This window comes from Microbispora cellulosiformans (assembly GCF_008728085.1).
GTDB lineage: Bacteria > Actinomycetota > Actinomycetes > Streptosporangiales > Streptosporangiaceae > Microbispora > Microbispora amethystogenes.
Genome location: NZ_VYTZ01000006.1, coordinates 252,937 through 265,861, shown reverse-complemented (window position 1 = coordinate 265,861; position 12,925 = coordinate 252,937). Strand labels below are relative to the sequence as shown.

General features: G+C 75.4%; 6 protein-coding genes. 1 reads left to right on the top strand and 5 read right to left on the bottom strand.

Going from position 1 to position 12,925, the window contains the following annotated elements:
- Positions 1-60 precede the first annotated feature (60 nt).
- Complete coding sequence (locus F5972_RS18320) at positions 61-552, top strand: hypothetical protein (protein ID WP_150934773.1); 492 nt, start codon at positions 61-63, stop codon at positions 550-552.
- Here the strand turns inward: F5972_RS18320 and F5972_RS18315 are convergent.
- The 5 genes from F5972_RS18315 to F5972_RS18295 form a co-directional block, all read right to left on the bottom strand.
- A complete protein-coding gene (locus F5972_RS18315) occupies positions 447-1,553 on the bottom strand; it encodes a GDP-mannose 4,6-dehydratase (protein WP_150934772.1) in 1,107 nt (368 codons plus the stop codon). The two genes, F5972_RS18320 and F5972_RS18315, sit on opposite strands and share 106 nt — an antisense overlap.
- Positions 1,554-1,600: 47 nt before the next feature.
- On the bottom strand, positions 1,601-4,027 hold the full coding sequence (locus F5972_RS18310) for a beta-ketoacyl synthase N-terminal-like domain-containing protein (protein ID WP_150934771.1): 2,427 nt from the start codon (positions 4,025-4,027) through the stop codon (positions 1,601-1,603).
- A gap of 40 nt (positions 4,028-4,067) precedes the next feature.
- Entirely contained in the window at positions 4,068-9,314 is a 5,247-nt protein-coding gene (locus F5972_RS18305; RefSeq protein WP_150934770.1) for a type I polyketide synthase, read from the bottom strand.
- Positions 9,315-9,375: 61 nt separating this feature from the next.
- Positions 9,376-11,136 (bottom strand): fatty acyl-AMP ligase, encoded by a 1,761-nt coding sequence (locus F5972_RS18300; RefSeq protein WP_225311610.1) that lies wholly within the window; start codon positions 11,134-11,136, stop codon positions 9,376-9,378.
- The gene (locus F5972_RS18295) at positions 11,126-12,370 is read right to left on the bottom strand and encodes a cytochrome P450 family protein (RefSeq protein WP_225311609.1); all 1,245 of its coding nucleotides are present in this window, start codon (positions 12,368-12,370) and stop codon (positions 11,126-11,128) included. The genes F5972_RS18300 and F5972_RS18295 overlap by 11 nt, the downstream gene beginning before the upstream one ends.
- Positions 12,371-12,925 lie beyond the last annotated feature (555 nt).

Below are 12,925 nucleotides of genomic sequence, written 5' to 3'. Positions count from 1 at the left end.
TCGCCGCTGGGCAGAGCCGCCGTCGTTATCCTGCCGGTGCGGGCCATCGGCGGAGGATGCATGACGACGGACGATTCCGCGCGGGAAGCGGGCCGCGGCCCCCGCCCCTGGAGCGAGTACGCGCTCATGGTCGCCGGGCTCGCGGTCCTGTGGGGCGCCTCCCAGTGGCTGAAGGAGAACTGCGAGCCGCCGGACGCCGTGTGGGCGGCGGGCATCCCCGCCGTCGTCCGGTTCTTCAGCGCCAATCCGCTGCGGGCTCTCGGGTACGTCGCCGAAGGCCTCCGGATGACCACCGCCCCGGCCGTGCTGTTCATCTGCCAGGAGCTGCGGGCCACCCGCCCGCTGCGGCAGTACCTCGCGCTGTCCCTCACGCTGCTCGGGGTCGCGCTGCTCACGGGGGTGACCGGCTCCCTGCTCGCGGCGGACGTCGTCGCCCACCAGATCGTCTACCACGTCGCCATGGGCCTGCTGCTCGGCACGGCCCTGCCGGGCGCCGCCGGGCTCGTCCACGTCACATTCGCCCGGCTCAGGGACCGGAAGTCGGGCCGCTGAGGGGTCGCCTCGGCGGCGCCGCTCTCGGCGCGGACCTCCGCGTCCAGGTCGGCCTCGACCATCATGGCGACCAGCTCCTCGAACCCCACCTCCGGCTTCCAGCCCAGGACGTACTTGGCCTTGCTCCAGTCGCCGACGAGCAGGTCGACCTCGGCGGGCCGGACGAAACGCGCCGAGGTGCGCACGTACGGGGACCAGTCGTCCACGCCGATGTACGCGAACGCGGCGTCGAGGAACTCGCGCACGGAGTGGGCCTCTCCGCTCGCGATGACGTAGTCGTCCGGCGAATCCTGTTGCAGCATGAGGTGCATCGCCTTCACGTAGTCGCCGGCGAACCCCCAGTCGCGCCTGGCGTCCAGGTTGCCGAGGACCAGCTCGTGCTGCGTGCCCAGCGCGATCCGCGCCACCGCGCGCGAGATCTTGCGCGTGACGAACTCGGGGCCGCGGCGCGGCGACTCGTGGTTGAACAGGATGCCCGAGCTGGCGTGCATGCCGTAGGTCTCGCGATAGTTGACGGTCATGTGGTGGCCGAAGACCTTCGCGACCCCGTACGGCGAGCGCGGCCACAGCAGGGTGGTCTCGTTCTGCGGGACGGCCTGCGCCTTGCCGAACATCTCCGAGCTCGACGCCTGGTAGAAACGCACCTGCCGGCCGCTCCGCTCCTGCTGGAGGCGGACCGCCTCCAGCATGTTCAGCACCCCGCCCCCGGTAACGTCCGCGACCATGCGGGCGTTCTCCCAGGAGTAGGCGACGAAGGAGATGGCGCCCAGGTTGTACACCTCGTCGGGATCGGCGCGGGCGAAGGCGCGGATGAGGCCGGGCAGGTCGAGCAGGTCGCCGGTGAGGACGCGCACGTCGGGCAACTCGCGCTCCAACCAGGCGGCCTTGGGGTTGTTCTGGCCGCGTAGCAGCCCGAACACCTCATAGCCCTTGGCGAGCAGCAGCTCCGCGAGATAGGACCCGTCCTGACCGGTGATTCCGGTGATCAAGGCTCTGCGCACGGTAGTTCAGCACCCTCTCTCGACGAGGCCCCACTGGCCGGTAGCGGTCATTCCCGCGGCTCCTTCGCGTCCCGCCCGCCGGGCGGCGGGCTCCACCAGTGCCGCCGGTCCGCCCACGGATAGGGCGGCAGGTCGACATGGCGTCCCGTGGGATACAGGACGTCCCACCGCACGTCCACACCGCGGCAGTACAGCCGTCCGAGCGCGTCCAGCACCGACGTGCCGGGGTCGTCCGCGCCGGGATCGGGGCCGGGCGGCACGCGGACCGGGCCGATCTCCACGACGCCGTGCCGGCCGTCCCGCGCCAGTCCGGACGCCGCGGCGGCGAGCGCGGCCGGGTCGTCGTAACGGCGCAGCGCGGACGGGCCGCCCTCGTCCGGGAGGCCGACGTCCGGGCCGTCGTCCGCCAGCACCGACTTGATCGTGTCTTCCAGCGATCGCCCGCCGACGAGGTGACGAGCGGCCGGCACGCCCAGCCCCGTGCACAGCACCAGGGCCGGTTCGCCGGTCAGCGACCGCCACCAGCTTCCCAGGGCGATCTGCGCCAGCACGGTGAGCGCCCGCGCCGCCGCCGGGTCGTACGGCGCTCCGCCCGGCCCCAGGACGGGACGGCCGGATCGGTGGGCGGCGGCGAGCTCCGCCCAGTCGGCGGCCGCCGGATCGACACCGGTCTCGGCGGCCACCAGGGGCGCCGCCTCGGCGAGGAGCCGGCGGACCGGTTCGCCGCGGGCGAGGGAGGCCATGACCGGCCAGTCGGCTCCGGCGCCCAGGCACCACGCGGTGCGCACGGCGACGGAGGCCCGCCCCGCCCGCGCGGCGGGCCCGCTCCGGCCCTCGGCGAGCCGGCGCAGCGCCGTGACGAGGTCTCCGGCCGTGCGGCCGGTCACCGCCCCCCGGTGCGCGTGGTGCGAACGCCGCCGCGCAGCCGTGTACGCCACGTCGGCCGGGGTGATCCCGGGGCCGCCGCGTTCCAGCAGGTCCGCGAGCCCGGCTGCCAGCGCGCGCGAGGCCGCCTCGTCGTGGGCCGACACCGGGACCAGAACCGGGCGCAGGCCGTCGTCCGCCGCGGGCCCGCCGCCGGTCGCGGCCCCGGCCGGCGGGTCGGTCACGACCAGGTGGGCGTTGCTGCCGCCGGCGGCGAACGCGCTGACACCGGCGACCCGCCGCTCGCCGCCCCGAGGCCACTGGCGCGCGGCGCCGGGGATGACGATCGCCGGGGGAAGCGGGCCGAGGTCGGGATGCGGCCGGGTGAAGTGCAGGTTTCCCGGGATCTCCCCGTGGTGCAGGCACAGCACGGTCTTGATGAGTCCGATGACGCCCGACGCGGCGAACAGGTGTGACACGTTGGTCTTGACGGCGCCCACCACGAGCGGCCGGTCGGCCGGGCGGCCGGGGAGCAGCTCCGCGGCGAGCGCGCGCAACTCGGCCGCGTCGCCCATGGGGGTGCCGGTGCCGTGGCTCTCCACGTACGTCGCGCTCCACGCCGGGACCCCGGCGTCCTCGTAGGCCGCGCGGATGACCTCGCGCTGGGCGGAGACGGCCGGGACGCCGTACCCGGGCCCGCCGCCGTTGTGGTTGACCGCGCTGCCGCTCAGCACGGCGAGCACCCGGTCGCCGTCCCTTTCCGCGTCCGCGAGGCGTTTGAGCACCACCACGCCGCAGCCCTCGCCGATCCCGTAGCCGTCCGCCCCGGCGTCGAACGTGCGGCAGCGGCCGTCCGGCGACAGCGAGCCCGCCTCGGCGATGCCGGCGCCCGAGGACTCGGCCATCATCAGGTTCACCGCCCCGACCAGCGCCGCGTCGCACTCGCCCGTCCGCAGGCTCCGGGCCGCCAGGTGGGTCGCGAGCAGGGCCGACGAACAGCCGGCGTCGACGGTCAGGCTCGGGCCCCGTACGCCCAGCAGGTGCGACATCCGGGCGCAGGCGGTGCTGTGGGAGTTGTTGAGCACGGCGTGGTCGTGCCGCGGCGCGGTGCCGAGCCGGGAGACGCCCACCTGCCAGTAGTCGTGGGTGCCGAGGGTCAGGAAGACGCCGGTCACGCTGCCCCGTACCGTCTCGCGCGGCATGCCCGCGTGCTCGAGCGCGTCCCAGGCCGTCTCCAGCAGGAGCCGCTGCTGGGGGTCCATGACGGCCGCCTCGCCCGGCGGGATGCCGAAGAACTCGTCGTCGAACCGGTCGACGTCGTCGAGGTAGGCGCCCGGCAGGCCGGTCACGTACCCGCCGGGCGAGGCGCCGGCCTCGGCCGTCCGCCGATCGAGCGCGCCGACCAGATCGGCGCCGTCCCGCAGGGCACGCCAGAACTCGGCGGCGCCCCGGATCCGGCCGGGCAGGCGGCAGCCGACCCCCACCACGGCGATCGGCGCGGCGATCGGCGCGGCGCGGTCCCGCTCCGCCCGCCGGAGGCGGGCCTCCAGATCCTCGATGGTCGCCAGCGCGCGGCCGAGCAAGACCCGGTGCGCCGGATCGATGTCCATACGGTCCCTTCCCTCATCGCGCGGTCACGGACGCGGGCGGTCAGCGGAGCAGCTCCAGCTTCTCGGCCAGCCGCCTGATCAGCTCGTCCTGTTCCTCCAGCGGGTCGTGCCCGTACGGCGCCGCTTCCGCCTCGGCGGCGTGGGGCGGGTCCGCCGGCGAGGGCAGGTCCGCCCGCAGGGGCGCGCCCGCGGCGGCCGCCGGTCCGCCGTCGCCTCCGGCGGAGCCGGGACGGCCGGCGGGGACAGGACGGGCGGAGAAGGGGGCCGGCTGCCCGGCCATATCCCCTGCCACGCCTCCCGCTGTAATCCCCGCCACGCCTCCCGCCGTGTTCCCCGCCACGTCACCCGCCGTGTCTCCGGACAGGGCGACGGCCAGTTCCTCGATGGTCGGGAACTCGAAGACGAGGGTCGGCGGCACCTCGCGGCCGAGGCGCCGCTCGATCCGGGCGCGCAGCTCGACGCTCATCACCGAGTCGAGCCCGAGCTCGAACAGGCCGACCCGGGGGTCGATCTCCGCCGGATCTTCGACCCGCAGGACGGCGGCGAGCTCCGCGCGCAGCATCCCGCGCATGCCGTCCACGTCGTTCAGGGCGTTCAAGGCGTTCAAGGCGTTCACGGCGTCCACGGCGTCCGGGCGGGGCGCGGCCTGGGCTTCCGGAGTCCCGTCCGCGCCGCCGGGGACGGCCGCCCGCGGTGTGGCGGCCTGCGGTGCGGCGGCCTGCGGTGCGGCGGCCCGAACGCCGTCGTCGCGGACCGGCGCCGGGCTCCCCTCCGCCGGCTCGGCCGCCCGAGGCTCGGCCGTGGCCGGCCGGGCCGCGCCCGCGACCGTGTCGAGCACGGGCACCGCACGGCCGGACCGGTAGGCGCCCGCGAGCACCGGCCAGTCGACCGCCGCCACCGCGCGGTGGGTCGCGTCTCCGGTCAGCAGCGAGCCGAGGATCGCCAGGCAGTCGCCGGGCGGCATGAGACGGAACCCGTCGTCGCCGACCAGGTCGACGTCGGGCGAGTCCGGCATGTCCCAGGCGCCCCAGCCGACGCTCAGCGTCGGCTCCCCGGCGCGGGTGCGCTCGTGCGCCAGGGCGTCCAGGAAGCCGTTGGCCGCGGCGTAGTGCCCGCCCGATCGCCATCCCAGGCACGCCACGGCGGAGGAGAAGAAGACGAGACGGGACACGCCGCGGCCGTCGCACAGCCGGTGCAGCAGCCAGCCCCCGCGCACCTTCGCCGCCAGCCTCGCGTGCGCGTCCTCGGCGCGGGTGGTGGCGAGGCGGCCGATCCCCCGGCTCGTGGCCAGGTGATACACCTCGCGCAGCGGCGGCAGGTCCCGCCCGAAGCGCTCGAACAGCGCCGTCATCGCGGCCTCGTCGGCGACGTCCGCCCGCACCGTCGTGACCTCGACACCGAGGTCGGCCAGGGCCCGCAGCCCGGCCTGGTGCCGGGGGCCGGGGCCGGTGCGTCCGGTCAGGACCAGGTGGCGGGCGCCGCGCCCGGCGAGCCACCGCGCGACCTCCGTCCCGAGCCGGCCCAGGCCGCCGCAGACCAGGTAGGCGCCCTCGGGGTCGGCGTCCGGGGCGGCACCGGGCCGGGCGGGCTCGGCGGCGGTGAGCCGGGCGACGAAGCGCCTCCCCTCCCGGTAGGCCACCTCGTCCTCCGGCCCCGCGGCGAGCAGTTCGTCGGCCAGGCAGCGTGCCACCAGCGCGGGGTCGTCGGCGCCGACGTCCAGCAGGCCGCCCCACAGGCCGGGGTGCTCCAGCCGCACCGTCCGGGCCAGGCTCCAGAGCGCCGCCGACGCCACGTCGACCGGTTCGCCCCGCCCGGACACGGGCTGGGCGCCCCGGGTGACCCACCAGGCGCGCGCCCGGTCGCCGAGCCCCGCCGCAGTCAGGCCGGCGACCAGCGCGGTGGTCCGCGCCAGACGCCGTTCGGCGAGGTCCGGCGGGATCGTCTCGTGGTCCTCCTGGGTGTCGGTGAGGGCGCGCAGGTCGACGACGAGCCAGGGCTGCTCCCCCTCGCGCAGGCGCCGCAGCACGTGCTCGTCGAGCCGGTCCGGCCGGACGAGGAGGCATCGCCGTCCGCGCCGGGCCAGCTCGACGACGACCGCCGTGCCGTACGGGCCGTCGTCGCTCAGCACCAGCCAGCCGTCGTCACGGGCGGCGGGCGCCGCGGGCGGCGGTGCCGGGTGCCACGTCACGCTGTACTGCCCGGGCGGCGAGGCCGGAGGCCGGGTCGCCGCGGACGAGCCCGGCGACCCCGCCGGCTCCGGCGCGGCGGTCGCGGCCGAGGCCGGACCGGCGGGGCTGCGCTCCTGCGGGGTGAACCAGTACGGCCGGTGCTGCCAGGGATAGGACGGCAGCGGGACGATCTCGCCCCGCGGGTAGCGGGCCGACCAGTCCACCGCGACGCCCCGGCAGTGCAGCTCGGCCAGCGTCGCGAGCAGCGACTCCCACGACGGCACGTCACGCCGGACGGAGGACAGGACGGCCGGCCGCGCGGACCCTCCTGCGGGCAGCGTGCGGTCGATCGAGTGGACCAGCACCGGATGCGTGCTGATCTCCAGGAACACACCGAACCCACGCGCGGCCAGGTCCTCGACCGCGGGCCGGAAGTGCACGGTCCGCCGCAGGTTGCGTAACCAGTAGGCGGTGTCGGCGACCGGGTTCCACACCCCGGTGTCCACGGTGGACACGAACGGGACGGCCGGCGTCCGCGGCGTGATGCCGCTCAGCTGTTCCCCCAGCTCGGCCAGGATGGGTTCGACCAGCTCCGAGTGGCCGGCCACCCGGGTGGTGAGGCGGCGGAAGCGGACGCCCTCGGCCTCGCACCGCTCGCCCAGCGCGGCCAGCGCCTCGTCCGGTCCGGACACGACGACCTGTCCGGGCGCCGCGTCGACGGCGATCGCGAGGCCGCCGCCGGAGTCCCGGAGCGCCCGCTCGTACGGCAGGTCCACCGCCATCATGGCGCCGCGGCCGGTGAGCGTCTGCAGCAGCCGGGCCCGCCGGCAGATCACCCGGGTGGCGTCGGGCAGGTCCAGCGCGCCCGCGACGTACGCGGCCGCGACCTCGCCCGCGCTGTGCCCCACGACGGCGTCGGGCGTGACACCGGCGGACCGCCACCAGGCCGCCAGAGCGACCTGCACGGCGAAGGCCGCCGGCAGCAGCACGTCCAGCCGGTCTTCCGGCGCGGTCGCGCGTTCCCGCAGGATGTCGCGGACGTCGAAACCGGCCTCCTCGGCGATCAGCGGCGCGACCTGGTCGATGGTGTCCCTGAACGGGCCGGGCACGGCGTACAGGGCCCGGCCGGCCTCGCCCGGGTCTCCGGCGTACCCGGCGAAGCACCACGCCACCATCGGCGCGACACCGCGGGCCAGCCCGGCCCGCACCCCGGCCGGATGACCGCCGTCGGCGAAGGCGCGCAGCCCGGCCGCCAGCTCCTCCCGGCTGTGCCCGGCCACGGCGAGGCGGTGCTCCAGGTGGGTCCGGCGCCGGGCCGCGGTGAAGCACAGGTCGCCCAGTGACGCCTCGAGTTCGACGGTCTCGGCCAGCCGCCGGGCGGACCGCGCCAGCGCACCGGCGTCGCGGGCCGACGCCACCAGGACGTGCGGCCTGCCGTCCGCCGGGTCCGGGTCTGCGGGGACCTGCGGCGTCTCGGCGTTCGCCACCACGACGTGCGCGTTGGTGCCGCCGAAGCCGAAGCTGCTGACTCCGGCGACCCTCCGGGGGAAGGCGGCGGGCCAGTCGGTCACGGCGGTGGGCACGAAGAAGGGCGTCCCCTCAAGCGGGATCCGCGGGTTGGGCCGCCGGAAGTGCAGGTTGCCGGGGATCCTGCCGCGCTGCACGCACAGTGCCGCCTTGACCAGCCCGACGAGCCCGGCGGCCGCCTCCAGATGCCCCATGTTGGTCTTCACCGATCCGAGCGCGCAGCGGACGCCCTCGTCGCCGAACACCTCGGCGAGCGCGGCGACCTCGATCGGATCGCCGAGCCGGGTGCCGGGGCCGTGGGTCTCCACCAGGCCGACGTCGGCGGGCGTGACGCCCGCCTCCCGCCAGGCGCTGCGTACGACGTCGGCCTGCGCGGCGGCGCTTGGCGCGGTCAGGCCGTTCGTCCGCCCGTCCTGGTTGATCGCGCTGCCGCGCAGCACCGCGATGACCGGGTCGCCGTGCCGTACGGCGTCGGAGAGCCGTTCCAGCAGGACGACGGCCACCCCCTCGCCCCTGACGATGCCGTCGGCGTCGGCGTCGAAGGCCCGGCATCGCCCGGTCGGCGAGATCCCGCCGAGGAGGCCGTAGTTGAGCCCGATGACCGGGGACAGCGCGAGGCTCACCCCGCCCACGAGCACGGCGTCGCTCTCTCTGTTGCGCAGGCTCTGCGCGGCCAGATGCACGGCCACCAGCGACGACGAGCAGGCGGTGTCCACCGACAGGCTCGGTCCGCGCAGGTCGAAGGCGTACGACAGCCGGTTCGCGGCGATGCTCAACGCGCTGCCGGTGCTGGTGTAGGCCCCGATTCCGGCGCCCTCCGCGTCCTGCATCCGGCCGTAGTCGTAGTTGGCGATCCCGACGAAGACCCCGGTCCGGCCGGTGCGCAGACGGTCCAGCGGCACGGCCGCCCGGTCGATCGCCTCCCAGGCGACCTCGAGCAGCAGCCGCTGCTGGGGATCCATCGCGACGGCCTCGCGTGGCGAGATGCCGAAGAACCCGGCGTCGAACTCGTCGACCCGCTCCAGCAGCGCCCCCCAGCGGCACGCGGCCGGATCCGCGCCCGCCCGCCGGACGGCCTCGGCGTCCAGCGACCAGCGCTCCGGCGGCGTCTCGCGCACGGCGTCGGCTCCGTCGCACAGCAGCCGCCAGAAGCCGTCCGGGGAGTCGACGCCGCCGGGGAGCCGCAGCCCGATGCCGACGACCGCGATCGGCTCGGCGACCGGCCCGGCGTGCGGCCCGTGCGGCCCTGCGCCGTCCGCCGCCGCGGGGCCGTGCCCGGCGGCGGACACGCCCCGCGCGCCGGCGGCGGAGTCCCCGCCGAGGAACCGCGCCAGCCGCGCCGGGCTGCCGTGCTCCCAGACGACCTCCGCCGGCACCGTACGGCCGAGCCTGTCCTCCAGGGCTCCGTGCAGCGAGACCAGCGCCCGCGACGACAGCCCCAGGTCCCGGAAACTCGCCTCCGGGTCCACCTCGTCCGGCGCGATCCCGGCGGCCGCCGCGATCTGCTCGGCGAACCACGCCTGCAACGCCACCGAACTGAGCCGCCCGGCGGGCGCGGCCTCCGGGCCGCCGATCGATTCCCCGTTCGCCATCAGATCCCCATCCCCGATGCGGCGGCCCTCTCCGGGCCGCCGACCGATTGAATGCTCGCCATCAGTTCCCAACCGGCGCGGCCGCCGGCTCCGCGACTACCAGATCGGCGGCGAACGCGCCGTCCGCGTAGAGCCGCCGGCTCTGGCGCCGCTGCAGTTTCCCGCTGGTCGTGCGTGGCAGTGCGCCGCGGCGGACCAGCACGACGTCATACGGCGACACGCCGTGACGGTCGGCGAGCGCCCGGCGCACCGCCGCGCGCACCGCCGCCGGCGTGAAGCCGGGGGCGCGCCGGTCGACCTCGGCGAGCACCACGAGGGCCTCCCCTTCGGCCGTGTCCGCGGGGATCGCCGCGACACCCCCGACGACGACGGCCGGATGCGCCTGTCCGGCGGTCTCCTCGACGTCCGCCGCGTGGTGGTTGCGTCCGTCGACGATGATCAGATCCTTCAGCCGTCCCACGACGAAGATCTCGCCCTGGTCGAGAAATCCCAGGTCTCCCGTACGCAGCCAGGGACCGGGCCCTGCCTCGTGGCGGGTGAGGAACGCGCCGGCGGTGCGTTCCGGCCGCCGGAAGTAGCCGGCGGTGACGTTCGGGCCGGACACCCACAGCTCGCCGACCCGGCCCGGCGGGCACACCTTCCCGGTGCCCGGGTCGACCACCCGGACCTCCTGGTCGGCCGGGACGCCGCAACCGACCAGGACGGTGGTGCGCTCCGCCCCGTCGTCCCCGGGCGAACCCGGCCCGGCGGGCCGGACCTCGCCGCGGCCGAGCGCCGCGCGGTCGACCGGCAACCGCCGGGGCGGCCCCGACGCCCGGAACCCGGACACCAGCACGGTCGCCTCGGCCAGGCCGTAGCTGGGGCGGAAGGCCGCCGGGTCGAACCCCTGGCCGGCGAACGCCTCGGCGAACAGGTCGAGGGTCCGCGGCCGGACCGGCTCGCTGCCGTTCCCGGCGATCCGCCAGCCGCGCAGGTCCAGGCCGGCCCGCTGCGGCGGGGCGATCCGCTGCACACAGTGCCGGTAGCCGAAGTCGGGCGCCATGGCGTTGGCGTCGGCCTGCTGGGAGATCAGCTCGAGCCAGCGGCGGGGATGGCGGATGAACGTCCCGGGCGTCAGGTGGATCGAGCGGATCCCGGACAGCGCCGGCAGCACCACCATGGTCAGCAGGCCCATGTCGTGGAACAGCGGGAGCCAGTTGACCAGGACGCTGTCGGAGGACACGGCGTAGGCGCGCCGGATCTGGCCGACGTTGGCCACCAGGTTGCGGTGGGTGACGACCACCCCCGCCGGGTCGCCGGTGGAGCCGGAGGTGTACTGCAGCAGCGCGGGCTCGTCACCCCGTGCCGTCATGGGCTCCGCGTGCAGCGGTCCCGGCGTGCGGACCTCGTCGATGAGCGCCAGCCGCGGCGTGCGCAGGACGCCGCCGTCCAGCCAGTCGCGCACCGCCCGGCGGTGCCGGGCCGAGGTCAGGACGAGGGCCGGATCCGCGTCGCGGACCACCGCGTTCAGGCGGGCGGCCGTCCGCTGGGCGTCGGGCGGATACAGGGGAACGGCGACGACTCCGGCGTACAGGCAGGCGAAGAAGGCGACCGGGAACTCCAGCCCGGACTCCTGCAGGATGGCCACCCGGTCCCCGGCCGTGGTGTGCCGCCTGATCTCGGCGGCCAGCGCGGTGGCCCGCGCGTCGAGATCGGCGAAGGTGAGGCGCTCGGGGGGCAGGTCGGCGCGCTCGCCCGCGAGCTCGAAGACGGTGACACCGGGCATCCGGCGGACGTGCCGGCGCAGCAGCTCGACCGGTCCGGGCGAGGTCTCAGCGGCCACCGCGGGCACCTCCCATCGCCAGCGGCCCGGCCGGGGCCGCGGACCGTCCGAGGCCGTGCGGCGCGACCGGGAGGGAGTTCAGGCCCCGCAGCGTGATGCTGGGATGCCAGGTCAGCTCGTGCCGGGGCACGGCCGGCTCCATACGGGGGTAGCGCCGCAGCAGCTCGCCGATGGCGATCCGGCTCTGCAGCCGTGCCAGCGGCGCCCCGACGCAGTAGTGGATCCCCGCGCCGAACCCCAGATGGGGGACGGACGGCCGGGTGACGTCGAGCCGCTGCGGATCGGCGAACCGGTCGGGGTCGCGGTCCGCCGCGGCCACCACGGCCATCACCAGCTCCCCCTCCGGGATCAGCACCCCGGCGAGCTCGACGGGCTCGCCGGTGACCCGCAGGCTGCAGATCATGACCGATCCCTCGTAGCGGACCAGTTCCTCGATCGCGCCGGGGAGCAGGTCCGGCCGGCGGCGGAGCAGCTCGGCCTGGTCCGGGTGGTCCAGCAGCGCCAGCGTGGCGTTCCCGATGAAGTTGACGGTCGTCTCGTGCCCGGCGATCAGCAGCAGCAGCGCCATCGCGATGAGCTCCGGCTCGCTCAGACGCCCGTCGCCGTCGCGGGCCTCGATCAACGCGCTCAGCAGGTCGGACGTGGGCCGGGCACGCTTGTGCCGGATCAGCGCGCCGAGATACTCGCTCAGCTGGTCCAGCGCGGCCCGCCGACCGGCCGCGAGCTCCTCGGTCGACCGGGCGGGCCCGTGGTCGGAGACCAGCGGGAGCGACCACCGCCGGAAGTCCTTGCGCTCGGCCGCGGGGATGCCCAGCATCTCGCAGATCACGGTGGTCCCGATGGGCACCGCGAACCGGCCGACGAGGTCGATCTCGTCGCACGCGTCGAACTGCTTGAGCAGTTCGTCCACCACGGTCCTGATCATCGGCTCGTATCCCGCCACCCTGCGGGGCGTGAAGGTCGCCGACACCAGCCGGCGAAGCCGGGTGTGGCGCGGCGGATCCGAATAGAGCAGGTGCTTGCCGACGAAGCGGTTGAGGCCCCCCAGCCCGGGGTCGGCCTCCTCGATCGGCACGGGCCAGCGCGCCGGTTCCTTGACGAAGCGCGCGTCGGTGAGGACCAGCCGGACCTCGTCGTAGCTGGTGACCAGCCATACGGGCACGCCGGCCCGGTACACCCGCCGGACGGGCCCCGTCCGGCGCAGATAGTCGTACGCGGCGTACGGGTCACTCACGAATTCCCGTGAGTAGAAACCGGGAAGTGCGGAACCTGATTGCGACATTGGCATTCCCCTGGCAGCTTCGGCGTCCGGGGTGACACGCCGGACGCCGCCGGCAGACCTCACGAGGTCCCGATGTCCCCATATTCGCCACCCATCCCCGCGAATCAAACTCCTAAGGGCGGCGGCGGCACCCCTGTCACCCATCGGCGGATTCAAGGGTTGCCCTCCCCATTTCCCCCGCGAAGCGGCGGACTAGCATATCCGCCCAGGCCAGACGGCTTATATCCCTGGTCGTCGCGGACCGGAGGGCTAGGGGTTGCCGAACCTTCTGACCCCGCTTAACGTGCCAAATGTGGCCAATTCGGGAATGCGCATCACACCAGATCGGCGCCCCATCCTCTTCGCCGCGGCGGCACACTCCGGGTTGCTGAATCCACTTGTCTCAATCGCCGGAGAACTGTCCCGCCGGAATACTCCGGATCTGCATTTCGCCTCCGAGGAGGACGCCCGGCGGCCGGTGGACGCGGCGGGCGCGGGCAGCCCGATCTCGTTCCATTCCTGCGGCGA

Coding starts and splice junctions, on each gene's coding strand:
- F5972_RS18320 (WP_150934773.1), top strand. CDS start 61: ATGACGACGGACGATTCCGCGCGGGAAGCGGGCCGCGGCCCCCGCCCC.
- F5972_RS18305 (WP_150934770.1), bottom strand. CDS start 9,314: ATGGCGAACGGGGAATCGATCGGCGGCCCGGAGGCCGCGCCCGCCGGG.
- F5972_RS18310 (WP_150934771.1), bottom strand. CDS start 4,027: ATGGACATCGATCCGGCGCACCGGGTCTTGCTCGGCCGCGCGCTGGCG.